The sequence below is a fragment of the Telluria sp. AC161 genome (genome assembly GCF_979258535.1).
On record NZ_OZ409861.1, the window covers coordinates 4,161,502 to 4,187,692 of the forward strand.

10 protein-coding genes, 4 tRNA genes, 7 rRNA genes and 2 pseudogenes are annotated in these 26,191 nt (G+C 57.4%); 2 read left to right on the plus strand and 21 right to left on the minus strand.

What is annotated here, in order from left to right:
* Positions 1–37: 37 nt before the first annotated feature.
* The 16 genes and pseudogenes from ACZ0AJ_RS18545 to ACZ0AJ_RS18620 form a co-directional block, all read right to left on the minus strand.
* Positions 38–1,518: pseudogene (locus ACZ0AJ_RS18545) on the minus strand (DUF3999 family protein).
* Between the two features lie 18 nt (positions 1,519–1,536).
* Complete coding sequence (locus ACZ0AJ_RS18550; protein WP_499455917.1) at positions 1,537–4,788, minus strand: DUF2339 domain-containing protein; 3,252 nt, start codon at positions 4,786–4,788, stop codon at positions 1,537–1,539.
* A gap of 357 nt (positions 4,789–5,145) precedes the next feature.
* Positions 5,146–5,258: ribosomal RNA gene (gene rrf / locus ACZ0AJ_RS18555) — 5S ribosomal RNA — on the minus strand.
* A gap of 157 nt (positions 5,259–5,415) precedes the next feature.
* Positions 5,416–8,291: ribosomal RNA gene (locus tag ACZ0AJ_RS18560) — 23S ribosomal RNA — on the minus strand.
* 244 nt (positions 8,292–8,535) lie between these two features.
* Positions 8,536–8,611 (minus strand) — tRNA-Ala (locus ACZ0AJ_RS18565).
* A gap of 24 nt (positions 8,612–8,635) precedes the next feature.
* Positions 8,636–8,712 (minus strand) — tRNA-Ile (locus ACZ0AJ_RS18570).
* 84 nt (positions 8,713–8,796) lie between these two features.
* Positions 8,797–10,329 (minus strand): 16S ribosomal RNA (locus ACZ0AJ_RS18575).
* The 16S, 23S and 5S rRNA genes sit together here with 2 tRNA genes alongside, the layout of an rRNA operon.
* A 389-nt stretch (positions 10,330–10,718) precedes the next feature.
* Entirely contained in the window at positions 10,719–10,883 is a 165-nt protein-coding gene (locus ACZ0AJ_RS18580; protein WP_499455918.1) for a Wadjet anti-phage system protein JetD domain-containing protein, read from the minus strand.
* A gap of 475 nt (positions 10,884–11,358) precedes the next feature.
* A pseudogene (locus ACZ0AJ_RS18585) lies at positions 11,359–11,877 on the minus strand (ATP-binding protein); the annotation flags it as partial.
* On the minus strand, positions 11,838–12,599 hold the full coding sequence (locus ACZ0AJ_RS18590; RefSeq protein WP_499455919.1) for a DJ-1/PfpI family protein: 762 nt from the start codon (positions 12,597–12,599) through the stop codon (positions 11,838–11,840). The gene ACZ0AJ_RS18590 and the pseudogene ACZ0AJ_RS18585, both read right to left, overlap by 40 nt.
* A 129-nt stretch (positions 12,600–12,728) precedes the next feature.
* Positions 12,729–12,841 (minus strand): 5S ribosomal RNA (gene rrf / locus ACZ0AJ_RS18595).
* A gap of 157 nt (positions 12,842–12,998) precedes the next feature.
* Positions 12,999–15,874, minus strand: a 23S ribosomal RNA gene (locus tag ACZ0AJ_RS18600).
* Between the two features lie 211 nt (positions 15,875–16,085).
* A tRNA-Ala gene (locus ACZ0AJ_RS18605) sits at positions 16,086–16,161 on the minus strand.
* A 24-nt stretch (positions 16,162–16,185) separates the two neighbouring features.
* A tRNA-Ile gene (locus ACZ0AJ_RS18610) sits at positions 16,186–16,262 on the minus strand.
* 85 nt (positions 16,263–16,347) lie between these two features.
* Positions 16,348–17,880: ribosomal RNA gene (locus ACZ0AJ_RS18615) — 16S ribosomal RNA — on the minus strand.
* Between the two features lie 300 nt (positions 17,881–18,180).
* Positions 18,181–19,107, minus strand: a complete 927-nt coding sequence (locus tag ACZ0AJ_RS18620) for a LysR substrate-binding domain-containing protein (RefSeq protein WP_499455920.1) — start codon at positions 19,105–19,107, stop codon at positions 18,181–18,183.
* Positions 19,108–19,204: 97 nt separating this feature from the next.
* On the opposite strand from ACZ0AJ_RS18620, the gene ACZ0AJ_RS18625 reads away from it, so the two are divergent.
* Complete coding sequence (locus tag ACZ0AJ_RS18625) at positions 19,205–20,080, plus strand: aldo/keto reductase family oxidoreductase (RefSeq protein WP_499455921.1); 876 nt, start codon at positions 19,205–19,207, stop codon at positions 20,078–20,080.
* On the opposite strand, the gene ACZ0AJ_RS18630 is transcribed toward ACZ0AJ_RS18625, so the two are convergent.
* The 5 genes from ACZ0AJ_RS18630 to ACZ0AJ_RS18650 form a co-directional block, all read right to left on the minus strand.
* Entirely contained in the window at positions 20,064–22,475 is a 2,412-nt protein-coding gene (locus ACZ0AJ_RS18630) for a penicillin acylase family protein (RefSeq protein ID WP_499455922.1), read from the minus strand. The two genes, ACZ0AJ_RS18625 and ACZ0AJ_RS18630, sit on opposite strands and share 17 nt — an antisense overlap.
* Before the next feature lie 203 nt (positions 22,476–22,678).
* Positions 22,679–22,791: ribosomal RNA gene (rrf, locus tag ACZ0AJ_RS18635) — 5S ribosomal RNA — on the minus strand.
* 107 nt (positions 22,792–22,898) lie between these two features.
* Positions 22,899–23,576, minus strand: coding sequence for a M48 family metallopeptidase (locus tag ACZ0AJ_RS18640; protein ID WP_499455923.1), 678 nt, complete (start codon positions 23,574–23,576; stop codon positions 22,899–22,901).
* 132 nt (positions 23,577–23,708) lie between these two features.
* Complete coding sequence (locus tag ACZ0AJ_RS18645; RefSeq protein ID WP_499455924.1) at positions 23,709–24,173, minus strand: YbjQ family protein; 465 nt, start codon at positions 24,171–24,173, stop codon at positions 23,709–23,711.
* Complete coding sequence (locus tag ACZ0AJ_RS18650; RefSeq protein WP_183555251.1) at positions 24,173–24,487, minus strand: YbjQ family protein; 315 nt, start codon at positions 24,485–24,487, stop codon at positions 24,173–24,175. Before ACZ0AJ_RS18650 ends, ACZ0AJ_RS18645 begins: the two co-directional genes overlap by 1 nt.
* Positions 24,488–24,626: 139 nt before the next feature.
* On the opposite strand from ACZ0AJ_RS18650, the gene ACZ0AJ_RS18655 reads away from it, so the two are divergent.
* A complete protein-coding gene (locus ACZ0AJ_RS18655; protein WP_499455925.1) occupies positions 24,627–26,141 on the plus strand; it encodes a B12-binding domain-containing radical SAM protein in 1,515 nt (504 codons plus the stop codon).
* Positions 26,142–26,191 lie beyond the last annotated feature (50 nt).

Genomic DNA, 26,191 nt, shown 5'->3' on the forward strand with positions numbered 1-26,191 from the left:
CTGTGCGTTGAGTCGTTTGGTCGCTTCTTTTCTTCATTTACTCAGAGGCATGCAGCCCGCTGTCGGGAGCAATGTCAGATGAAGGCGGGCTGGAAGTATCTACCTTCATCTGACGGAACAGATGCCAGGCCATGGCGGCAAGTGCCGCAAGGCCGCACACCAACACGCCCCACAACCAGTAGCGACGGGTGCCAGCAGTCCGGTCAGCCTCCACGATCGCGGCTGGCGATTGCTGTTGTACGAGTGCCCCCGGTGTCGCAGATTCCAGCTCAGCCAGTTCACGCGACGTAAAGCCCGGCGCAACCTGGGAGAGCGGCACGCTGGCAGCCGTAGCACTGGCGCGGCCAAATGCCAGTTGGTATGGCGCCTTGCCAGCAGCCACAAACACAATGGTTGCAGGTGCCCAACGCAAGCGCAAGGCAGGACGCTCCAGGATGGCCGTCAGTGGTCGGGCCACCCAAATGGACGCATTGGTGGGTGCGATCTCGACGTCGCCTGAAACGCGCTGCTGTCCCTTCTGTGACAATTGATAAAAGGTTGTATTCACGATTGGCTGCAAGCGCGTCACAACCCGGTCACCCGGTTTGCGGTTAGGCGTGGTTTGGTACTGGCCCACTATCACCGGCATGACGACGTTCTGCCCTTCAAACACGAACCCAACAGCGATCGCGGGAATGGCGACAGGCGCTGCATACATCACATCGCGTCCTTCGGCAGCTGGCAGGCCCGGCAAAACAATGGTCTCCATTTGCATGGCGGCGTACTGCTGCACGACATAGTCGGCGTTGATGTCAGCAAAGGCGAGCGGCTTGCCCTCGAGCCAACGAATACGGGCGTAGCGAAATGGCCGCGGCGAAAATTCGATGCGGTGCTTGCCGACGCTTGCGCCTCGATCGTTGACCAGCCAACTGACCGCCGCCTCTGCCAGCACGTCCCAGTCTTGCAGGTCGTTACTTACATCGACCGCAACGTGCGCGTTGTAGTTGTCGATTCCCGGGGGCAGCGATAACGCCAGCGCGCCCACTGGTGCGGCAGCGCTGACCTTCGCAGCCAGTGCTGCCGGCTGAAGGTCGAGGATCAGGCTTTGGAGCTCGTCGCTCGCTACGCGCGATGGCGTCGTCACCGAGATGACAGCACCGTCACTCCGGGTTCGGATCTGCAAGCTTTCAGGCATCGACCCTGTGTCACGGGCGGTACCATACAGTGGGAAAATAGCGACCGGTGCAGTCGCCTTTTTTTCTACTGCTGGTGGCGCCTGATCGATCAGCGCAAAGGCATCGACGCACCAACGGCATCGAACACGCGCAGATCGTGCAAGGCGGACGAGCGCGCGTTGAGATAGACCGCACGCGGCAGCGGCAGTCGCACGATGGCTTGGCTGCTCATGGTGCGCAAAGGGAGACGATGAGAATCATCGGTCAGCCTGTCGGTTGGGGCCGCTGGACTTTCAGTGACGGCGGCGCCCGTCAGCGCGAATGCCATGATGACGCAGCAGTACCTGCAGAGAGAAATCGGCATGGGTCGTTCTCCTGTAAGTCAAGCTGACGCAGCCATTGACGCGGCCTGCGGTGCTTTCGGATACGGTGCAAGATAGCCCACCAGTAGCAGCAACAGGCCAACACCAACGAACGACACAACGCGCGCGATACTTCCGCCATTGGCCAGGTCAACCAGGAACAGCTTGGCCACCACAATGCCGTACAACAGCGCGCCGATCCACCAGACCCGTCGTCGAGCAGTGCGTGCCGCAATGCGCATGAGCGTGAAAGCACTTGCACCCCAAGCCAGAGAGAGCAATGCCTGCACCGTTTGCGAAGCCATGAGATCGGCAAGCCGGTAATCAATGCCAAGGTAATGCGCCGCACTACGTAGCAGAATGAGATTGAACCAGAGCCACGCTGCCACCATGGTGCCACGCAGCAGCGTGGATAGAGCGGGCTGATCCAGTGCAGACCTGGCAGCGAGTTGCCGCAACGTGCTTACCCATAGCATCAGCACAAACCCTGTGGTCAGATCGAGCGGGTTGAGCAGTGGAATATAGGGCAACGGGGCCATCGCACCATCGTGCCGCAGGTTCCACAGAGCGGTCGGCAACATCAGCAGAAGGCTACCCACTGGAATGGCAATCGACCGATACCAGTCCGCGATCTGCGCGGTGGGCCAGCGCCCTTTCATACTCCGAAGCAGTAAGTTGACAAGAAACAGCATCATTACCCATGTCGGCAGGTAATTGCTCCATGCCGCGTCCGTGACCCAGCCGCCTTGCAAGATCAATGTGCTGTCGGTTGGCGTGGCTAACCATCCGTCGATCAGGATCGCGCCGGTTGGCCACAATGCGAGCCACGGCCCACCCATGCGCACGGTGTGCAGCAGCTGCAAGACGGTGCGGTTCAGGAGCAACCCGCTGGTATGCCAGCGTAGCATCGCCTGTTCGCTGCCCAGCCATGCAACTGCCCATGCGATCCAGAGCGCGGCGTCCGGAAGCGCATGCGTGCCGTACAGCAGTGCAAGCGAACGCAGCGTGATGATGCCCAGCGCGGCCCAGCAGACAAGGGCAAACCAGCGTAACTGCGGCCAGGAAAAGCGCGATGCGCAGTGTACCGACGCGATCGACGTGGCCGCGATGCCAAGCACATACAGTGCGAGCCAGCGGGAATCCACGCTGCCCAGGGTGGCGGGCAGATAGTCGACGAACCGACCGGCTGCGACATTCAGAGTGCAGACCCACCAGATGCCACTCCACAGCAGCAGTAACGCTGACAGGTAGCTGCCGTTTCGCCTGGACGCGGCTAGCTTCAGCGAGCGACTGGTGGCGAACGCCGCCACGGCCAGGATCACCAGGCCGAGCAAGGGCATCTCGTCATTTGGCTCGACCATGCTAAGCCATGACAACCCAGGCCTCGCAGCGACGGCCAGGCCGATGGCGCCTGCGATCTGGGTAGCCAGAACCAGTTGGCGCGCGGTTGTCCAGACCATCCGCAGGCTGAGGGCATACAGCAGCAGCGCCGTGAGGATCGACCCGACCACGATCCAGTCTGCCAGGATGGCGCCCGAGAAGCGCAGGGTCGCTTCCGTCACCCATCCGGCCAGCAGCCACAGCGCCGCGAACATCAACGCCGTGTTGGCCAGCGTATTGGTGGCCAGTGCAGACAGATCCTGCTTGTCGCTGTTGTTGTCGCTCTGGCGGAATGCCAGAGCCACCGCAAATGCGCCGGCAGCGAGCAGCAAGAAACTCAGCCACAAGTTCGCCGTCAAGGCTGCAGCCATGTCGATGTGAGACAGCGCGGTCATGAAGCTGATCCAGGCGCCGGCCTGCAGCAACAGTCCACAGACCCAGATGGGACGCCGCTGGTGGCGCAATCCGAACCACACGAAGCCGAATCCTTGCAGCGCCCACGCGGCCGAGGTCCAGCGCGCATCCAGGGCAAACGGGATCGTCAGCGTGCCGAAAATGGTGCCAAGGATGGCAAAGGTCCGGACCAGCGTCCGCCAGCGCTCCTTGCCGGCACGCCAGAGAATCGTTCCGGCCACGAGATAAAATCCGCCCAGCCCCAGTGCTGAAAATGCCAGTCCGAACGGCATGTCCCTGACCAGCCCGACCTGAAACCCGAAGGTCAACAGCGGTGTTCCCATGATCAGCGTGACATCGACATAATCCTGCAACCGTGTTCTCGTGCGACCCGCGAATGCGAAAGGGATAGCTGAGTAGCACAGGAAAAAAAGAATCAGAAATGCCTGCGCCGACGTGTAATGGTCCGGGGTGTACTGCAACCCGCCCCATGCCCCAGCGACACCGAACGTGAAGACAAAGCCCAGCAGATTGAGCTGATGCCACGACCGCTTGAACGCCAGCGCAAACACGCCAACGTTGAGCATCGCGTAGTAAGAGAACAAGGCGATGTGATTCCCCTGTCCGGTCGACAACAGCAGCGGGCAGGCGAAGCCGCCGGTAATGCCAAATGCCGCGAGCGACGGTGCCTCCTGCAAAATGGCAAGAAGGCACGTGAATACCGTGAGCGACACCAGCAAGGCAAATGCGAATCCCGCAGGTATCAAGGCGTAGCGCTGGAATGCGCTGAAGATCACCAGCATCAGGATGGCGATTGCGGTTCCCTGCACTGGCAAGCCAATCTCCCTGCGTTTGCTACGCAGGCGCCAGCCCCATCCAAGAAGACCCATGTCGGCCAACACCAGCGAAGCCAGCCGCAGTTCAATCGGGATCGTGATGGTCGCCGCGACATACTTGAGCAGGAATGCAATGCCGATAAACAGGATAACCAGGCCGAGCTTGGCGACCAGATTCCCGGTCATCAACCAGGTTTTGACTGCAACCAGCCAGCGAGGTGGCGGAGATACCGCTTTGGTTGAAGCATCAGGATCCGGCGGTGGCGTGATCGCTTCGTGTTGAATCGGGCTGCCACGGCTTCGGCCACGACGGGGAGTACCTCGTTTTGCTTGGGGCGACCGATGGATTGTCTGGGCGTCATCGGCATTCGCACTGGCACTGGTACCGTCCCCCCCCTGGACTTGTGCATGGGCGCTATCTGGCAAAACGGCAGGTGGCACCTGCTCAACATCATCCTTTAGTACTGTGGAAACGGCCGTGTCGGCAGGACGAGGCGCCGGTGTTTCCAGAGGTGCCGGAGATAGCTGTTGGACCTTCTCGCGGAGCAAAACCAGCTGCTCTTCCAATTCGTTGATTTGGTAGCCGCGTCGCAGCCCCACAAGCCAGGCTGCAATGAAGGGATAAGCCGCTATTATCAACACCCATGTGGTGATCTCACGCATGGCGGCCCTTCATGTGAAGTACTTGGTTCCGCCAGTCCGGACCCACGCATCATGCGGCAGCCCCCTTGGCGTCAAAGAAATAGTAAGAGCCAGAAGCATGCGCAGAAATGAACCTGTTTGACCGTTGCGCCCGATCAAATCATAGGGTTGGTACGTGGGGTTTTGCTGCCACACTGTGATCAGTGGCGTATGACAGAGGCGGCAAACTCTAGCGAGCCTGAGGATGAGCAGCACGCCAAACAGGCATGACAACTTGTAAGAATGGGTTGGATGGTCGATGGGTCGATCGCATCAAGTCGATCGCCCAAAGCGAAAAGCCCCACTCAGATCACTGAGTGGGGCTTTTCTATATAACTAGCCTGACGATAACCTACTTTCACACTGGTTGCAGCACTATCATCGGCGCAAAGTCGTTTCACGGTCCTGTTCGGGATGGGAAGGGGTGGGACCGACTTGCTATGGTCATCAGGCATAACTTGTACGAGTATCGTTGTTGAACGCGTGGACGGGGAACCCGTCCACCCTACGTAGGTAGGTACTCTGAATCTGGAAGAAGTAGTTTTTATTGGGGGTCGTATTTGTATCAACAACAGCTGAACTCTTGCAACCCTGGACTACCAAGGTTATAGGGACAAGCCGTACGGGCAATTAGTACTGGTTAGCTTAATGCATTACTGCACTTCCACACCCAGCCTATCAACGTCCTGGTCTCGAACGACCCTTTAAAGAGCTCAAGGCTCTGGGAAATCTCATCTCAAGGCAAGTTTCCCGCTTAGATGCTTTCAGCGGTTATCTCTTCCGAACTTAGCTACCCGGCAATGCCACTGGCGTGACAACCGGTACACCAGAGGTTCGTCCACTCCGGTCCTCTCGTACTAGGAGCAGCCCCCTTCAAATTTCCAACGCCCACGGCAGATAGGGACCAAACTGTCTCACGACGTTTTAAACCCAGCTCACGTACCACTTTAAATGGCGAACAGCCATACCCTTGGGACCGGCTACAGCCCCAGGATGTGATGAGCCGACATCGAGGTGCCAAACTCCCCCGTCGATATGAACTCTTGGGAGGAATCAGCCTGTTATCCCCAGAGTACCTTTTATCCGTTGAGCGATGGCCCTTCCATACAGAACCACCGGATCACTATGTCCTACTTTCGTACCTGCTCGACTTGTCGGTCTCGCAGTTAAGCACGCTTATGCCATTGCACTATCATCACGATGTCCGACCGTAATTAGCGTACCTTCGAACTCCTCCGTTACACTTTAGGAGGAGACCGCCCCAGTCAAACTGCCTACCATGCACTGTCCCCGATCCGGATAACGGACCAAGGTTAGAACCTCAAATGAACCAGGGTGGTATTTCAAGGTTGGCTCCACAAACACTAGCGTGTCTGCTTCAAAGCCTCCCACCTATCCTACACAGATTGATTCAAAGTCCAATGCAAAGCTACAGTAAAGGTTCATGGGGTCTTTCCGTCTAGCCGCGGGTAGATTGCATCATCACAAACATTTCAACTTCGCTGAGTCTCGGGAGGAGACAGTGTGGCCATCGTTACGCCATTCGTGCAGGTCGGAACTTACCCGACAAGGAATTTCGCTACCTTAGGACCGTTATAGTTACGGCCGCCGTTTACTGGGACTTCAATCAAGAGCTTGCACCCCATCATTTAATCTTCCAGCACCGGGCAGGCGTCACACCCTATACGTCCACTTTCGTGTTTGCAGAGTGCTGTGTTTTTATTAAACAGTCGCAGCCACCATTTTATTGCAACCCGTTCATCCTCATGGAGTAAACCAATCAAACTACTAGGGCGTACCTTATCCCGAAGTTACGGTACCAATTTGCCGAGTTCCTTCTCCCGAGTTCTCTCAAGCGCCTTAGAATACTCATCTCGCCCACCTGTGTCGGTTTGCGGTACGGTCTCGTATGACTGAAGCTTAGAGGCTTTTCTTGGAACCACTTCCGATTGCTTCAGAACCTAAGTTCCTCGTCTCAACCCCTTGAATTACGTGCCCGGATTTGCCTAAGCACCTTCTATGAGTCAAAAACTGGCTATTCCAACAGCCAGACAACCTTCCGCGATCCGTCCCCCCATCGCATCATACGACGGTGCAGGAATATTAACCTGCTTCCCATCAGCTACGCATCTCTGCCTCGCCTTAGGGGCCGACTCACCCTGCTCCGATGAACGTTGAACAGGAAACCTTGGGCTTACGGCGTGGAGGCTTTTCACCCCCATTATCGCTACTCATGTCAGCATTCGCACTTCTGATACCTCCAGCATCCTTTACAAGACACCTTCGCAGGCTTACAGAACGCTCTCCTACCATATGTCCTAAAACATATCCGCAGCTTCGGTGACTGGCTTAGCCCCGTTACATCTTCCGCGCAGGACGACTCGATCAGTGAGCTATTACGCTTTCTTTAAATGATGGCTGCTTCTAAGCCAACATCCTGACTGTTTTAGCCTTCCCACTTCGTTTTCCACTTAGCCAATCTTTGGGACCTTAGCTGGCGGTCTGGGTTGTTTCCCTCTTGACACCGGACGTTAGCACCCGATGTCTGTCTCCCAAGCTCGCACTCATCGGTATTCGGAGTTTGCAATGGTTTGGTAAGTCGCAATGACCCCCTAGCCATAACAGTGCTCTACCCCCGATGGTGATACTTGAGGCACTACCTAAATAGTTTTCGGAGAGAACCAGCTATTTCCAAGTTTGTTTAGCCTTTCACCCCTACCCACAGCTCATCCCCTAATTTTTCAACATTAGTGGGTTCGGACCTCCAGGGCGTGTTACCGCACCTTCATCCTGGCCATGGGTAGATCACTTGGTTTCGGGTCTACACCCAGCGACTGTCGCCCTATTCGGACTCGATTTCTCTACGGCTCCCCTATACGGTTAACCTCGCCACTGAATGTAAGTCGCTGACCCATTATACAAAAGGTACGCAGTCACGGAACAAGTCCGCTCCTACTGTTTGTATGCACACGGTTTCAGGATCTATTTCACTCCCCTCCCGGGGTTCTTTTCGCCTTTCCCTCACGGTACTGGTTCACTATCGGTCGATTACGAGTATTTAGCCTTGGAGGATGGTCCCCCCATGTTCAGACAGGATTTCTCGTGTCCCGCCCTACTTGTCGTATGCTTAGTACCACCGTTCGAATTTCGTGTAAGGGGCTATCACCCTCTATGGCGCCTATTTCCAGAGGCTTCCACTATCCGATCGACTATTACATACAGGCTCATCCCATTTCGCTCGCCACTACTTTGGGAATCTCGGTTGATTTCTTTTCCTGCAGCTACTTAGATGTTTCAGTTCGCCGCGTTCGCTTTGCATACCTATGTATTCAGTATGCAATGACCTATAAAGGCCGGGTTTCCCCATTCGGAAATCTGCGGATCAAAGCTCGTTTGCTAGCTCCCCGCAGCTTATCGCAAGCTACTACGTCCTTCATCGCCTGTAATCGCCAAGGCATCCACCATGTGCACTTATTCGCTTGTCCCTATAACGTTGGCCTCTGCTGACAACAGAGATCGTCACAGGTACAAGAGTACAGCTGTGTTGCAATGATACAAATACTACTACCCAAGCATGCATCACATCTCGTTTCCGATTTGCGCTACATACTTAAAAACTTTACTTCTTCCAGATTGTTAAAGAACGAAAAAACAGTGATCTCGAAAAGACCAAACCTAAACCGCGTTGGCGTATTCGCCAGGCTTACGTTTGAACTTTTACCATCTAAATGGTGGAGGATGACGGGATCGAACCGACGACCCCCTGCTTGCAAAGCAGGTGCTCTCCCAGCTGAGCTAATCCCCCATTCAGGTGATGCTTGGTGCTGATTGGTAGGGCTGGTTGGACTCGAACCAACGACCCCCGCGTTATCAACACGGTGCTCTAACCAGCTGAGCTACAGCCCCGATAAAACTGTTCTTTACTATTCAACAGTCGATAAGCGTGGACGCTTGGTGATGAAACTTCTCAGTTTCGTGGTGCTACTCTAGAAAGGAGGTGATCCAGCCGCACCTTCCGATACGGCTACCTTGTTACGACTTCACCCCAGTCACGAATCCTACCGTGGTAAGCGCCCTCCTTGCGGTTAAGCTACCTACTTCTGGTAAAACCCGCTCCCATGGTGTGACGGGCGGTGTGTACAAGACCCGGGAACGTATTCACCGCGACATGCTGATCCGCGATTACTAGCGATTCCAACTTCACGCAGTCGAGTTGCAGACTGCGATCCGGACTACGATACACTTTCTGGGATTAGCTCCCCCTCGCGGGTTGGCGGCCCTCTGTATGTACCATTGTATGACGTGTGAAGCCCTACCCATAAGGGCCATGAGGACTTGACGTCATCCCCACCTTCCTCCGGTTTGTCACCGGCAGTCTCATTAGAGTGCTCAACTAAATGTAGCAACTAATGACAAGGGTTGCGCTCGTTGCGGGACTTAACCCAACATCTCACGACACGAGCTGACGACAGCCATGCAGCACCTGTGTTACGGTTCTCTTTCGAGCACAACCAAATCTCTTCGGTCTTCCGTACATGTCAAGGGTAGGTAAGGTTTTTCGCGTTGCATCGAATTAATCCACATCATCCACCGCTTGTGCGGGTCCCCGTCAATTCCTTTGAGTTTTAATCTTGCGACCGTACTCCCCAGGCGGTCTACTTCACGCGTTAGCTGCGTTACCAAGTTAATTAAAACCCGACAACTAGTAGACATCGTTTAGGGCGTGGACTACCAGGGTATCTAATCCTGTTTGCTCCCCACGCTTTCGTGCATGAGCGTCAATCTTGACCCAGGGGGCTGCCTTCGCCATCGGTGTTCCTCCACATCTCTACGCATTTCACTGCTACACGTGGAATTCTACCCCCCTCTGCCAGATTCTAGCCTTGCAGTCTCCAACGCAATTCCCAGGTTGAGCCCGGGGATTTCACGTCAGACTTACAAAACCGCCTGCGCACGCTTTACGCCCAGTAATTCCGATTAACGCTTGCACCCTACGTATTACCGCGGCTGCTGGCACGTAGTTAGCCGGTGCTTATTCTTCAGGTACCGTCATTAGCGAGGGATATTAGCCCCCACCGTTTCTTCCCTGACAAAAGAGCTTTACAACCCGAAGGCCTTCTTCACTCACGCGGCATTGCTGGATCAGGCTTTCGCCCATTGTCCAAAATTCCCCACTGCTGCCTCCCGTAGGAGTCTGGACCGTGTCTCAGTTCCAGTGTGGCTGGTCGTCCTCTCAGACCAGCTACTGATCGTGGCCTTGGTGAGCCTTTACCTCACCAACTAGCTAATCAGATATCGGCCGCTCCAGGAGCACAAGGTCCGAAGATCCCCTGCTTTCATCCTTAGATCGTATGCGGTATTAGCGTAACTTTCGCTACGTTATCCCCCACTCTTGGGTACGTTCCGATATATTACTCACCCGTTCGCCACTCGCCGCCAGGTTGCCCCGCGCTGCCGTTCGACTTGCATGTGTAAAGCATGCCGCCAGCGTTCAATCTGAGCCAGGATCAAACTCTTCAGTTCAATCTCTGTTTGTTGGCATTTCTGCCACCCTACCTTACGGCAGGGGTCGCTCACTCAAAATACTGACCGTTACTCATTGCTGAGCAACGTATTTCTTTTTTGTGAACATTTGATAATTTAAGTAATCAAGAACCGAAGTTCTTGGCACCTTCATCAAACGCCCACACTTATCGACTGTTAATTTTTAAAGAACTTTATTCGGTGCTGCTCCTGCTGTTTGCTACGAAGCGTTGTGTTCGTCAGCAGCAGAGAAGAGAGAGTATGCGGTGTTTTGCGATGTTCGTCAACTTCTTTTTTCTTCCCTCTTCGCTGCTGCATCCATTTGAATGCTTCTGCGTCGAGGGAGCGAGACTATAACAAACGCGGGACCAGCCTGCAAGGCAATCATGTCATCCATGTTGAATTGCGGTGGTACCCCATCCATAAGCAATACGCTCCTGCTCCAGGCGAAGCCGCTCGCCTAGAACGTTATCGCGCAGCGCGCCATACAGCGCATGCTCGTCATCGGTAAGCCGGGTCGTAGTACGCCTCAGGCACCAGAAGCGACAGGCCAAAGGCGTGCGGCAGCCGCAGCTCGCGCTCCGTCACACCCGTCTCGGTCAGCCGCTTGCTGCGCTCGTCGCGTTGCCTGACGCACTCGGACTGGCCCGCAGCGATGGCGAGGCCATTGGCGTCGAAGGTATCCGCGTCGACCGCCGCCGGCAGACCAAGCGCCCTCGCGATCAGGTCATATTTTTGCGCCCGTTCGCTGCGTTCTTTCTTGCTCTCTTCGATGCGCACGATCTCGGCGCGGATCTGCTCGATGCGGTTGCCATCATTGGCCGAGATGGCGGCCGTGAGTTCGTCGCGCGTGCGGGCCTGCGTGCGCCGGTCGTGCACAAGCTGCGCGAGCCTGGCGCCCGCACGCTCTTCGTCGAGAGCCCAGCTGGCAATCCGCTTGTCGAGTAGCTCGCACTTGATGTGGGCGAACCAGGGCCGTAGCGCGTCAACCTGCTGCACCAGCGCGGCGTGCCGGTTGCAATCGGCCGTCAGCGGTTGCGGCCGTTCGATCTGGGCGCGAGCTTTGAGCACTGCTTCATGCACGCGATTGAGGTCGTCGACGTGCGTGATCAGCGCATCGATGCGCGGCTGTACCGGGAACGGTTCGAGCATGTGCTGGCGCACGAATTCGGTCAGGTTACCCATCGATTTCAGCGATACCGTCTAGTGGAACAGATCCATCGCCTGCTCCGAGCCGATGCCAAAGCGGCGCCGGAAACCACGCGGATCCTTGAACCAGAATACCTGCGCGAGCGTGACCGTCTGCCCATAGCCCTCGTTGCAGCATTCGCCGAGCAGTACCGAATAGCTGCGGTGATCGCGCAGCGCGACGGCGCGCGCGCTCATGCCGGTATCGCCGCGCCTGGACTTGAAGTGTCCGAGCAAATAGGTACGCAGCGTGCGCTCGCGCGCATCGGTGCCGGCCGCCTTGTTGTACGAGACCTTGTTGGCCGGGACCAGCAGCGTCGTCAACGCATCGACGCTGGTCGACTTGCCGGAGCCGATATCCCGTTGTCTGAGTGGTTACGGATACCGTGACTGTACTGCGGTTGTGCCGTTAGGCCAGCGGGAAGGATGCTGCGCCTATCCAGGCACGGGCCCTCAGCCTCGGGCGACATCGACGCGACCAGCTCGTCGTACCAGCATGCCTGCCGCGTCTTGTGGAGACGGTACCAGGCAGTTGCCGTCGCCGGCCGCCATACCTTGAGCATCTTCAGCACTTCATACGAGAATTCCAGCGGCGCCAGGCCGCTCGCGGTAATCAGATTATCGCCGCGAACTGCCGGCTTATAGCGGTAGTGGGACTGCCCGGTGTATGCAGGGCAAGCCGCTTGCAAGGATCCGAGATCGTTGGAGGTATGGCGACGCCGGTCAAGTGCACCGGTGCTGGCAAGGCCGACCGTCGCGCCGCAGATGGCGGCAACATTGTGCCCCTGGTCGAGGGCATCGCGCGCTAGTGTCAGGAATGGTCTGACGACTGGCATCTGCCAGACATCCCCACCAGGTAGCAGGAGCAGATCGTCCACTTGCAGTTGAACGGTATCGACCGTCACGTCAGGCACATACCGGATGCCGCCCATACTGTGCACCGCGTCCAGGGTAACCCCGAGTTTGACCAGACTGCATGCCATCCCGGGATCGCGGAAGAAACGCCGACTGTGCAGCTCGGCCGTCAGATAGCCAATTTCCCAATCCGCCATCGTGTCGATTACCGCGAGGTAGACGTTCATCGTGATGTCCTTGCTGGGTCGGTGTGGTTTGACAATGATATCGGTGTATCTTGACGTTCGATATGGTATCGATCGCCCAAAGCGAAAAGCCCCACTCAGGTCACTGAGTGGGGCTTTTCTATATAACTAACCTGACGATAACCTACTTTCACACTGGTTGCAGCACTATCATCGGCGCAAAGTCGTTTCACGGTCCTGTTCGGGATGGGAAGGGGTGGGACCGACTTGCTATGGTCATCAGGCATAACTTGTACGAGTATCGTTGTTGAACGCGTGGACGGGAAACCCGTCCACCCTACGCAAGTAGGTACTCTGAATCTGGAAGAAGTAGTTTTTATTTGGGGTCGTATTTGTATCAACAACAGCTGAACTCTTGCAACCCTTGACTACCAAGGTTATAGGGACAAGCCGTACGGGCAATTAGTACTGGTTAGCTTAATGCATTACTGCACTTCCACACCCAGCCTATCAACGTCCTGGTCTCGAACGACCCTTTAAAGAGCTCAAGGCTCTGGGAAATCTCATCTCAAGGCAAGTTTCCCGCTTAGATGCTTTCAGCGGTTATCTCTTCCGAACTTAGCTACCCGGCAATGCCACTGGCGTGACAACCGGTACACCAGAGGTTCGTCCACTCCGGTCCTCTCGTACTAGGAGCAGCCCCCTTCAAATTTCCAACGCCCACGGCAGATAGGGACCAAACTGTCTCACGACGTTTTAAACCCAGCTCACGTACCACTTTAAATGGCGAACAGCCATACCCTTGGGACCGGCTACAGCCCCAGGATGTGATGAGCCGACATCGAGGTGCCAAACTCCCCCGTCGATATGAACTCTTGGGAGGAATCAGCCTGTTATCCCCAGAGTACCTTTTATCCGTTGAGCGATGGCCCTTCCATACAGAACCACCGGATCACTATGTCCTACTTTCGTACCTGCTCGACTTGTCGGTCTCGCAGTTAAGCACGCTTATGCCATTGCACTATCATCACGATGTCCGACCGTAATTAGCGTACCTTCGAACTCCTCCGTTACACTTTAGGAGGAGACCGCCCCAGTCAAACTGCCTACCATGCACTGTCCCCGATCCGGATAACGGACCAAGGTTAGAACCTCAAATGAACCAGGGTGGTATTTCAAGGTTGGCTCCACAAACACTAGCGTGTCTGCTTCAAAGCCTCCCACCTATCCTACACAGATTGATTCAAAGTCCAATGCAAAGCTACAGTAAAGGTTCATGGGGTCTTTCCGTCTAGCCGCGGGTAGATTGCATCATCACAAACATTTCAACTTCGCTGAGTCTCGGGAGGAGACAGTGTGGCCATCGTTACGCCATTCGTGCAGGTCGGAACTTACCCGACAAGGAATTTCGCTACCTTAGGACCGTTATAGTTACGGCCGCCGTTTACTGGGACTTCAATCAAGAGCTTGCACCCCATCATTTAATCTTCCAGCACCGGGCAGGCGTCACACCCTATACGTCCACTTTCGTGTTTGCAGAGTGCTGTGTTTTTATTAAACAGTCGCAGCCACCATTTTATTGCAACCCGTTCATCCTCATGGAGTAAACCAATCAAACTACTAGGGCGTACCTTATCCCGAAGTTACGGTACCAATTTGCCGAGTTCCTTCTCCCGAGTTCTCTCAAGCGCCTTAGAATACTCATCTCGCCCACCTGTGTCGGTTTGCGGTACGGTCTCGTATGACTGAAGCTTAGAGGCTTTTCTTGGAACCACTTCCGATTGCTTCAGAACCTAAGTTCCTCGTCTCGACCCCTTGAATTACGTACCCGGATTTGCCTAAGTACCTTCTATGAGTCAAAAACTGGCTATTCCAACAGCCAGACAACCTTCCGCGATCCGTCCCCCCATCGCATCATACGACGGTGCAGGAATATTAACCTGCTTCCCATCAGCTACGCATCTCTGCCTCGCCTTAGGGGCCGACTCACCCTGCTCCGATGAACGTTGAACAGGAAACCTTGGGCTTACGGCGTGGAGGCTTTTCACCCCCATTATCGCTACTCATGTCAGCATTCGCACTTCTGATACCTCCAGAATCCTTTACAAGACACCTTCGCAGGCTTACAGAACGCTCTCCTACCATATGTCCTAAGACATATCCGCAGCTTCGGTGACTGGCTTAGCCCCGTTACATCTTCCGCGCAGGACGACTCGATCAGTGAGCTATTACGCTTTCTTTAAATGATGGCTGCTTCTAAGCCAACATCCTGACTGTTTTAGCCTTCCCACTTCGTTTTCCACTTAGCCAATCTTTGGGACCTTAGCTGGCGGTCTGGGTTGTTTCCCTCTTGACACCGGACGTTAGCACCCGATGTCTGTCTCCCAAGCTCGCACTCATCGGTATTCGGAGTTTGCAATGGTTTGGTAAGTCGCAATGACCCCCTAGCCATAACAGTGCTCTACCCCCGATGGTGATACTTGAGGCACTACCTAAATAGTTTTCGGAGAGAACCAGCTATTTCCAAGTTTGTTTAGCCTTTCACCCCTACCCACAGCTCATCCCCTAATTTTTCAACATTAGTGGGTTCGGACCTCCAGGGCGTGTTACCGCACCTTCATCCTGGCCATGGGTAGATCACTTGGTTTCGGGTCTACACCCAGCGACTGTCGCCCTATTCGGACTCGATTTCTCTACGGCTCCCCTATACGGTTAACCTCGCCACTGAATGTAAGTCGCTGACCCATTATACAAAAGGTACGCAGTCACGGAACAAGTCCGCTCCTACTGTTTGTATGCACACGGTTTCAGGATCTATTTCACTCCCCTCCCGGGGTTCTTTTCGCCTTTCCCTCACGGTACTGGTTCACTATCGGTCGATTACGAGTATTTAGCCTTGGAGGATGGTCCCCCCATGTTCAGACAGGATTTCTCGTGTCCCGCCCTACTTGTCGTATGCTTAGTACCACCGTTCAGATTTCGTGTAAGGGGCTATCACCCTCTATGGCGCTTATTTCCAGAAGCTTCCACTATCCGATCGACTATCACATACAGGCTCATCCCATTTCGCTCGCCACTACTTTGGGAATCTCGGTTGATTTCTTTTCCTGCAGCTACTTAGATGTTTCAGTTCGCCGCGTTCGCTTTGCATACCTATGTATTCAGTATGCAATGACCTATAAAGGCCGGGTTTCCCCATTCGGAAATCTGCGGATCAAAGCTCGTTTGCTAGCTCCCCGCAGCTTATCGCAAGCTACTACGTCCTTCATCGCCTGTAATCGCCAAGGCATCCACCATGTGCACTTATTCGCTTGTCCCTATAACGTTGGCCTCTGCTGACAACAGAGATCGTCACAGGTACAAGAGTACAGATGTGTTGCAATGATACAAATACTACTACCCAAGCACATGCTGTCGCATGTGCTTAAAAACTTTACTTCTTCCAGATTGTTAAAGAACGAAAAAACAGTGATCTCGAAAAGACCAAACCTAAGCATCTATGCTTACGTTTGAACTTTTACCATTTGATGGTGGAGGATGACGGGATCGAACCGACGACCCCCTGCTTGCAAAGCAGGTGCTCTCCCAGCTGAGCTAATCCCCCATTCAGGTGATGCTTGGTGCTGATTGGTAGGGCTGGTTGGACTCGAACCAACGACCCCCGCGTTATCAACACGGTGCTCTAACCAGCTGAGCTACAGCCCCGATAAAACTGTTCTTTACTTGTTCAACAGTCGATAAGCGTGGACGCTTGATAATGAAACTTCTCAGTTTCGTGGTGCTACTCTAGAAAGGAGGTGATCCAGCCGCACCTTCCGATACGGCTACCTTGTTACGACTTCACCCCAGTCACGAATCCTACCGTGGTAAGCGCCCTCCTTGCGGTTAAGCTACCTACTTCTGGTAAAACCCGCTCCCATGGTGTGACGGGCGGTGTGTACAAGACCCGGGAACGTATTCACCGCGACATGCTGATCCGCGATTACTAGCGATTCCAACTTCACGCAGTCGAGTTGCAGACTGCGATCCGGACTACGATACACTTTCTGGGATTAGCTCCCCCTCGCGGGTTGGCGGCCCTCTGTATGTACCATTGTATGACGTGTGAAGCCCTACCCATAAGGGCCATGAGGACTTGACGTCATCCCCACCTTCCTCCGGTTTGTCACCGGCAGTCTCATTAGAGTGCTCAACTAAATGTAGCAACTAATGACAAGGGTTGCGCTCGTTGCGGGACTTAACCCAACATCTCACGACACGAGCTGACGACAGCCATGCAGCACCTGTGTTACGGTTCTCTTTCGAGCACAACCAAATCTCTTCGGTCTTCCGTACATGTCAAGGGTAGGTAAGGTTTTTCGCGTTGCATCGAATTAATCCACATCATCCACCGCTTGTGCGGGTCCCCGTCAATTCCTTTGAGTTTTAATCTTGCGACCGTACTCCCCAGGCGGTCTACTTCACGCGTTAGCTGCGTTACCAAGTTAATTAAAACCCGACAACTAGTAGACATCGTTTAGGGCGTGGACTACCAGGGTATCTAATCCTGTTTGCTCCCCACGCTTTCGTGCATGAGCGTCAATCTTGACCCAGGGGGCTGCCTTCGCCATCGGTGTTCCTCCACATCTCTACGCATTTCACTGCTACACGTGGAATTCTACCCCCCTCTGCCAGATTCTAGCCTTGCAGTCTCCAACGCAATTCCCAGGTTGAGCCCGGGGATTTCACGTCAGACTTACAAAACCGCCTGCGCACGCTTTACGCCCAGTAATTCCGATTAACGCTTGCACCCTACGTATTACCGCGGCTGCTGGCACGTAGTTAGCCGGTGCTTATTCTTCAGGTACCGTCATTAGCGAAGGATATTAGCCCTCACCGTTTCTTCCCTGACAAAAGAGCTTTACAACCCGAAGGCCTTCTTCACTCACGCGGCATTGCTGGATCAGGCTTTCGCCCATTGTCCAAAATTCCCCACTGCTGCCTCCCGTAGGAGTCTGGACCGTGTCTCAGTTCCAGTGTGGCTGGTCGTCCTCTCAGACCAGCTACTGATCGTGGCCTTGGTGAGCCTTTACCTCACCAACTAGCTAATCAGATATCGGCCGCTCCAGGAGCACAAGGTCCGAAGATCCCCTGCTTTCATCCTTAGATCGTATGCGGTATTAGCGTAACTTTCGCTACGTTATCCCCCACTCTTGGGTACGTTCCGATATATTACTCACCCGTTCGCCACTCGCCGCCAGGTTGCCCCGCGCTGCCGTTCGACTTGCATGTGTAAAGCATGCCGCCAGCGTTCAATCTGAGCCAGGATCAAACTCTTCAGTTCAATCTCTGTTTGTTGGCATTTCTGCCACCCTGCATTGCTGCAGGGGTCGCCCACTCAAAATACTGACCGTTACTCATTGCTGAGCAACGTATTTCTTTTTTGTGAACATTTGATAATTTAAGTAATCAAAGACCGAGGTCTTTGGCACCTTCATCAAACGCCCACACTTATCGACTGTTAATTTTTAAAGAACTTTATCTGGTGCTGCTTCATCTGCCGTTTGCTTCGAATCGTTTTGTTCGCTGCAGCAGAGGAATGAGATTATGCTCGACCAGCTGAGCTTCGTCAACAGCTTATTTTTCAGTTGTGTGACAAATCCGGCGCCTTTTCACCCTCGCTGCGGATGAAGTCGACGAAGGCGCGCAGCGGCGCCGGCACCAGCTTGCGGCCCGGGTAATACAGGAACGGCCCGGAGAACTGTGGCCACCATGGCTGCAGCACGGGTTCGAGCAACCCTTTTGCAACATACGGCGCCAGCCAGTCCTCGAACAGGTACACCACACCCAGCCCCTGAACGGCCGCATCGATCGACAGGTCCAGCGCGCCGCCGATCTGTACCAACAATTGTCCGTTGGGTTCAACGGTGATGGTCTCCCCATCGCGTTCAAACACCCACTGGATCATCGCCCCGCTGGCAAAGCGCGCCCGGATGCAGGCAACTGGCGGCAAGTCACGCGGATGTGCAGGCATGGCATGCCGGGCCAGGTACGCGGGTGATGCCGCCGCCGCCATGCGCTGGATGCGCGGCCCGATCGGCACGGCAATCATGTCCTGCTCGAGCCGCTCTTCATACCGGATACCGGCATCGCACCCCGCGGCCAGCACATCCACGAAGCTCTCCTCCGCGACCACCTCCAGGCGGATCTCCGGATACCGTGCCAGGAACCGCGGCACGATGGACGGCAGCACCAGCCGTGCTGCACTCATCGGCACATTCAGTCGCAATGTCCCGGTTGGTGTGTCGCGAAAGCCATTGATCACATCCAGGGCGGCGTCGATCTCCTGCAATGCCGGATCGAGTCGTGCCAACAGGCTGCTGCCCGCCTCAGTCAGCGTCACGCTGCGCGTGGTCCGATTGAGCAAGCGCACACCGAGCCGCGTTTCAAGACGCCGCACCGCTTCGCTCAGGCCGGATGCGCTGCCGTCCGTCGCGCGCGCCGCGTCACGGAAGCCGCCGGCACGCGCCACTGCGACAAAGGCAGACAACTCTCCCAGATCGGTTTTCATTGTTCGTTTTTTCGTACAACCTGTGTGGATTTGCCCGGATTGTCACACAGACGCATGCGTCGTATCGTGATTCCACTTACTCACAAGAAGGAAAACCATGTCCATTATCGATCAGGCAGGCACCTATACACTCGGCGACCGCACCGTACGCCGTCTTGGCTACGGTGCCATGCAACTGGCCGGCCCTCACGTGTTCGGTCCGCCGAAGGATGCGGACGCGGCCCGCGCCGTGCTGCGCGAGGCCGTCGAGCTCGGCGTCAACCACATCGACACGTCCGATTTCTACGGTCCCCACGTAACCAATCAATTGATCCGCGAAGCGCTGCATCCTTATCGGGACGATTTGGTCATCGTGACCAAGATCGGGGCGCGCCGCGGTCCGGATGCCAGCTGGCTGCCAGCCTTCTCGGCGCCCGAACTTGAACAGGCCGTGCATGACAATCTGCGCAACCTGGGCCTGGATGTGCTCGATGTGGTTAACCTGCGCGCGATGTTCGACATGTTCAAGCCGGCAGAAGGTTCACTGGAAGCACAGCTGACCAAGCTGGCAGAGCTGCGCCAGCGCGGCCTGATCCGCCACATCGGCCTGAGCAATGTCACGCTGCAGCAGGTGGAAGACGCCCAGCGCATCGTGCCGATCGCCTGCGTGCAGAATATGTACAACCTCGTCCACCGCCAGGACGATGCCCTGATCGATGCGCTGGCCGCCAAAGGCATCCCTTACGTGCCGTTCTTCCCGCTGGGCGGCTTCACGCCCCTGCAGTCGGATGCCCTGTCCGGCGTGGCGCAACAACTCGGTGCGACATCAATGCAGGTGGCGATCGCCTGGCTGCTGCGCCGCGCGCCGAACCTGCTCCTGATCCCGGGCACCTCATCCGTCAGCCACCTGCGCGAGAATCTGGCTGCAGCGCAATTGACGCTGCCGGACGATGCGATGACAGCGCTGAACGGTATCGCTACTCCCGCAGCGTGACGGTCGTGTAATTCGGGTCGGCCTTGATCTTCTCTTGCGTAAAGGGAAGGCTTGGCCAGCTCTTGCGCGAATACAGCAGCGTCTGGTCGGCATACCACGGCGACGCGGGGTCGACCGACTGCCCATACGTCAGCATCGCCTGCGCCACCGGCCCCTGCTCGTCGAACGTCACGGTCTGCAGATAGCTCTGCCCCCAATGCGCACCGACATAGCCTTGTGCCGTCAAGCCACTGCGCATCGTCAGTGACCCATACGTACCCTCCTGGTTCCCATTGCCGCCGTGCAGCGGAATCCGCACGCCATTGCGTGGCTCGACCTGATAGTCACCCAGGCGGCCATCAAGTGGCACGCCGAGCGACTGCAGCTTGTCGGCCGCGGTCCTGAGCGCCGCCAGCATCGCGGGCATGGCCGCCGGCGCCACGCCCGCCGGCGTATTGACCGGATCCGCCGGATCGAACGGCCGCGCCCATTTGTTCGGGATCGCCGTTGCCACCGCCCAGAATTCGCGGAACAGCACCGCGCCCCGGCTGTCCAGATCGGCGCGCCGGTCCCACGCTTGCAGTGTCGTGCAGGCTTGCTGCATCAGCGTGCTGCTCGCGCTGCTGCAGGCGGTCAACAACTCGGGCAGCACCAGCTCGGCCGCATAGACGCGATTCGAGAACGCCAGCGCCTGCATGTCAGCGAGGTTCAACTTGTTGCGCTGGGCCAGCAAATCCTCCACTTGGCGGAACCCAATCCGGGTGCGCAGGCTTTGCTCGGCATTCACGCGCCCATACAGCGGCGAATAGCCCAGTGGCGCCGGCCCCGTGAGCAGCGCCTTCGGATTGGTCAGCCAGTAACTGTCGTTCGAATTGCCGACGTAATCGGTGCGCATCATCCACGGCGCCGTGGCCGGCGCGTAAATGCCGGCCGGCGCGCCCATATCCTGCCCCCAGCCGCAGCTGCTCTTTGACCCATCGAACAGCAGCGCCGCCTGCAGCAACAGGCAACCATTCACGAACTTGTCCGCATTCATGTGCGGCACGACACTGGCGTCCGCATACAGCGTATTGCCATCGCGGTCGGCCGCCACCGTGTTCACCCATGGCAATCCCACCACCTTGTCGAGCGAATCCTTCAGCGTGCGCACACTGGTGGCGGTGCCGATGCCCAGCCACTGCTCGAGCATCCGGGTATTGCTGCGGTTCGGGTCGGCCAGCACATACGCGGCCTGGGCCGTCCACGTCAAACCCGCTGATGGCCGGCTGATGACCGCGCCCTGGTGACTAAAATAAAAGGTTTTGGTGCGCCGGCCGACCAGGCCGTCGGGCAGCAGTGCCTCGACCGTCACCGTTTTCGACGTCATCGTGCGCCGCGCCCCGTCATATAGATACGTGGTGCCAGTGGCGTCACCGGGATCCAGCGCCAGCCGGAACGTGGTGAAGTGATTGGCGAACGTGACCGTGTGGCTCCAGGCGACGTCGCGGTTGAAACCGATGACGACGGCCGGCACGCCGCCGATGATCACGCCCATCGCATCGTAGCGCCCCGGCACGGTCAGGTGGGCCTGATAGAAGCGGTCGGTCGTGGTCCACGGATAATGCGGGTTGCCAAGCAATAGCCCGCGCCCATTGGCGGACAAGTCCTTGCCCACCGCCAGCGCATTGCTGCCGAAGCCTTGCCGGTTGAGCAGGTCGAGCTGCGCGACCAGCGACGACGCGTCGATCTTGCGTGGTGCTGCTTTGGCCAGCGTTACGGGCGCGCCGGGAACCCGACCGGCAGCAACGAAGTCGCGGGCAAATGCCTGGCCCGATGCGTGCAACGCTTTTTCCGCCACCACCAGCATCATGTCATCGAGCGAAATCGGGCGCACCCATTTCGTGTTGGCACAGGCCGCCGGCAACTTGCTTCCCGCATCTTTGAGGTACCGGTTATAGCCTTCGACATAGCCTTCTAGCAGGTCGCGTGGCTCACGCGCGCCGCTGGCATACCCCGCGCGCAATTGCTCGATGTCGAGGTAGCCCTTGAAGAAGAAGTCGCTGTCTTCGTTGTTCAGGTCCATGAACCCGCTGCCGCCGCCATACTCGTCGCCGGTGCGCTGGCGTGGCCGTGCGTCGGCGCCGAAGAACAGCGAGCGCTCACCGCGCACGGTCAGCACCGCGTCGGCGAACATGCAGACATTGTCCTGGGCATAGGCATACGCCAGACCATAGCCGAGGCTGCGGAAGTCGTCGGCCCGCACATGCGGCACACCATGCGCGGTGCGGGCGACGTCGACGTTGATGCGGGCGGCGGTGGCTGGGGGCGGCGGCTGAACGGCCGGATCGTCATCATGATCCCGACCACAGGCGCCCAGCGCCAGCACGAGTGGGATTGCAAGGAGGCGACGGTACGCAGCAGGATGACGACGTTGCATGAGGGACGCTTTCTGCGGCAGGCGCCGCGCGATCAGACCATGACGAAGTAAAACTATTGCAATACTTTAACCCTAAAATAGTGCCTATGTGCTATTTCTCTCGCATGGATGCGGCGCCGACGCGACAAACACGGTGCTACGAAAACGGCGCTCCAAAGCAAAAAAGCCCACCAGACACCTGGTGGGCTTTCTCTATATAACTAGCCTGACGATAAACTACTTTCACACTGGTTGCAGCACTATCATCGTCGCAAAATCGTTTCACGGTCCTGTTCGGGATGGGAAGGGGTGGGACCGATTTGCTATGGTCATCAGGCATAACTTGCTGGAAAACTGTTCCTCTACTGGGCAACAGGCTTCCTGAATTCCGGCTCGCATTCTAACAAGCAATTTCCGATACCGCCAGCTTTATCGCACACCCCGTCAAAAACGCGGCAACGCCTGCACCGGGCCAGCCTGCAAGCCCGCCTGGCGCATCGCCACCTGCACGGCATCGATACGCGCCGCCATCGACGGATGCGACGCCAGATAATGCAGCACGGCCGGCGTCTTGCCCTCTTCGCGCTGCAAGGTGGTGAACAATTCGGTGGCGCCGCCAGCATGGCCATAGCGACATTGCAGGATAGCCAGTGCCTTCGCATCCGCCGCGGCTTCGCGGCCCCGCGAATAGCCCGACTCACCGAGATGCTGCGCCGGCGCCAGCACGCCCGCCGTCCCGCTGCCGTCACCCGTGAGCACGGTGGCAGCGGCAATCAGCACCACTCGCCGGCCAACTGCGCGCAAGTGATCGCGGTTGGCCATGTGCGACAGCTCATGGGCCAGCACGAACGCCATGCCGTTTTCGGACTGCACACTGTCGAACAGCGCCGAGAACACGATCACCACGCCGCCTGGCGCCACCATCGCATTGGGCGTGTCCGAGCGGTTCACTCGTACCGTGACCGGACCGCTGACGCCAGCGCAGCGGCGCATACCGTCGACCAGATCCTGGGCCCAGGCTTCGCGCGTGCGCATCGCCGGCTCGCTGGCGGGCGGTGTCCATGCCACCATCTGCGTCAGCTGCGCCTCGGTCTGCTGGGCCCATCCGGTCCACCACCACATCGACCAGCCAGCCCAGCACCAGATAGCCGACGATCACCGCCGCCGACAGCCCGGCCAGGATCAGCACGAAATCCTTGAGCGGATGGCCAGGCGTGACGTTGTCGTTGTGCTCGGGCAGCGACGCCTGGTATTTCATGGTGCGGCGCTCTGTTCCACGTAATAGATGGCGGTGCCGTAGGCCAGCACCTCGACGCCATTGATCTGCCGCTGGTTGCCGGTGAGCGGCATCGTTTCGAGGCGCACGTTGACGATCTCGTGGGCGCCCGGGCAGCTTTCCTTCAGGCGCAGCACCGCTTCACGCTTGGCGCGATCGAGCAGCGTTTCGTACGACTGCACCGGCCCGCCCACCAGCGAGCGCAGCGCCGAGGCTGCCTTCTTGAAGTGATCGACCGCCACCACCACGCTGCCCGTAACCAGCTCGGTGCGCGCCACTGGCGCAGACCCGAGCAATGTCTTGAGCGATGTGGCCGGCAAGTGCAGCCAGGTTTTTTCCCTGGCGATGATGGAGCGGTAATGCCTAGCTTCGGCCATACGCCCGAAGACGTAGCCCAACCCAATCGGCACCGTCCAGAAGACAATCAGGAAAATTAAGTCCATCAGCCCACCGTCACCGCAGTGCCGTAGACATAGATCTCGGCGGCGCCGGCGGCCACCGACGAGGTCGAGAAGCGCACATTGACGACGGCGTTCGCCCCCATCTGCGTGGCTTGTGCCTGCATACGCTCGGTGGCCTGCGCGCGCGATTCTTCCAGCAACTCGGTGTAGCCCTTGAGTTCGCCGCCAACCATGTTCTTCAGTCCCGCCATGATGTCGCGGCCCACGTGCTTGGAGCGCACCGAGCTGCCGGAGACAACGCCGTGACACGCCGTGATGGTCTTGCCCGGAACGGTTTCGATATTGGTCATGAACATGGAAGGCACTTTCTAAATAAAGGGTCAGCGATTGTAGGCACCAATCTTTATTTGAGGCAATGTCGACTGCATAGTCACGCGAATGACTGCAGCATCACAGTAAAATACCGCCTTCACACCCCCTCCTCCTGCCCCTACCATGTCGATCCTGCTCACCACCCTGAATGCCCGCTACACGCACGCCTCGCTCGGACTGCGCTACCTGCTGGCCAATATGGGTCCGCTGCAGGACCAGACCCGCATCCAGGAATTCGTCACCGGCGCCAAGACCGCCGACCTCGTCGAGCGCATCCTGGCGCACGCGCCGCGCATCGTCGGCTTCGGCGTGTATATCTGGAACGTCGAAGAAACCACGCGCCTGGTGGCGATGCTCAAGCGCGTCGCGCCTACCGTGAAGATCATCCTGGGCGGCCCGGAAGTCTCGCACGAGACCGGCGAACAGGAGATCGTCGGGCTGGCCGACTACGTCGTCACCGGCTGGGGCGACGTCACGTTCCCCAAGCTGTGCGGCGAAATCCTCAATGGCCCGAAGCCTTTGATGAAGATCCACGCCGGCGTGCAGCCGCCGATGGACGCCATCGCCCTGCCCTATGCGCTGTACAACGACGACGACATCGCCAACCGCACCCTGTACGTGGAAGCCTCGCGCGGCTGCCCGTTTAAGTGCGAGTTCTGCCTGTCCTCGCTCGACAAGACCGCCTGGCCATTCCCGCTCGACGCTTTCCTGGCCGAGATGGAAGCAATGTACGCACGCGGTGCGCGCCTGTTTAAATTCGTCGACCGCACGTTCAACCTGAACGTCAAGACGAGCCTGCGCATCATGGACTTCTTCCTCGATAAAATCGCGCAGTATCCGGACGACCCGATCTACGCCCACTTCGAGCTGGTGCCCGACCACTTACCCGATGCGCTGAAGGACACCATCGCCAAATTCCCGGCCGGCGCGCTGCAGTTCGAGATCGGCATCCAGAGCTTCAATCCCGAAGTGCAGGCGCTTGTGAGCCGCCGCCAGAACAACGAGAAGGCGGCCGAGAACATCCGCTGGCTCACGCAGCATGCCACCGCCCACCTCCACGTCGACCTGATTGCTGGCCTGCCGGGCGAAGACGTGGCCAGCTTCGCGCGCGGCTTCGACCAGCTGGTGGGCCTGGGCGCTGAAGAAATCCAGTTCGGCATCCTCAAGCGCCTGCGCGGCACGCCGATCATCCGCCACACCGAAGCCTTCGGCATGGTCTACGATCCGTACCCGCCATACACCGTGCTGGCGACCGACAAGATCGACTTTGCGACCATGCAGCGCCTGGTGCGCTTTGCGCGCTACTGGGATCTGGTGGCCAACTCGGGCCGCTTTGCCAACACCACGCCGGTGCTGCTGGGCGAGGCGCCATTCGACAATTTCATGGCGTTTTCGGACTGGATCTACACGCGCACCGACGCCACGCACCGCATCGCGCTCGATCGCCTGGCCAGGCTGGTGGCCGAGTACTTACAGGTGCGCGGCATGGCGGCGCATGAAGCGGCCAGCCTGCTCGCCAGCGACTATGCCGGGAAGGTCGATGCGCCGGCACGCACGCCGCAAGCGGTCGCTGGCACGGTCCCGGATACGGCGCGCGCGGTGGCCCCATCGCGCCAGGCGCGCCACCTCGCAGCCTGATCGCGCAACCAACAATGTGGCAGCGGGCGCGATTCTCTTTTACACTGCCG

Bases quoted from the DNA above. Each gene is read 5' to 3' on its own strand.
- ACZ0AJ_RS18620 (WP_499455920.1), bottom strand. From the start codon at position 19,107: ATGAAAACCGATCTGGGAGAGTTGTCTGCCTTTGTCGCAGTGGCGCGT.
- ACZ0AJ_RS18625 (WP_499455921.1), top strand. From the start codon at position 19,205: ATGTCCATTATCGATCAGGCAGGCACCTATACACTCGGCGACCGCACC.
- ACZ0AJ_RS18650 (WP_183555251.1), bottom strand. From the start codon at position 24,487: ATGTTCATGACCAATATCGAAACCGTTCCGGGCAAGACCATCACGGCG.
- ACZ0AJ_RS18630 (WP_499455922.1), bottom strand. From the start codon at position 22,475: ATGCAACGTCGTCATCCTGCTGCGTACCGTCGCCTCCTTGCAATCCCA.
- ACZ0AJ_RS18640 (WP_499455923.1), bottom strand. From the start codon at position 23,576: ATGTGGTGGTGGACCGGATGGGCCCAGCAGACCGAGGCGCAGCTGACG.
- ACZ0AJ_RS18590 (WP_499455919.1), bottom strand. From the start codon at position 12,599: ATGAACGTCTACCTCGCGGTAATCGACACGATGGCGGATTGGGAAATT.
- ACZ0AJ_RS18645 (WP_499455924.1), bottom strand. From the start codon at position 24,173: ATGGACTTAATTTTCCTGATTGTCTTCTGGACGGTGCCGATTGGGTTG.
- ACZ0AJ_RS18550 (WP_499455917.1), bottom strand. From the start codon at position 4,788: ATGCGTGAGATCACCACATGGGTGTTGATAATAGCGGCTTATCCCTTC.
- ACZ0AJ_RS18655 (WP_499455925.1), top strand. From the start codon at position 24,627: ATGTCGATCCTGCTCACCACCCTGAATGCCCGCTACACGCACGCCTCG.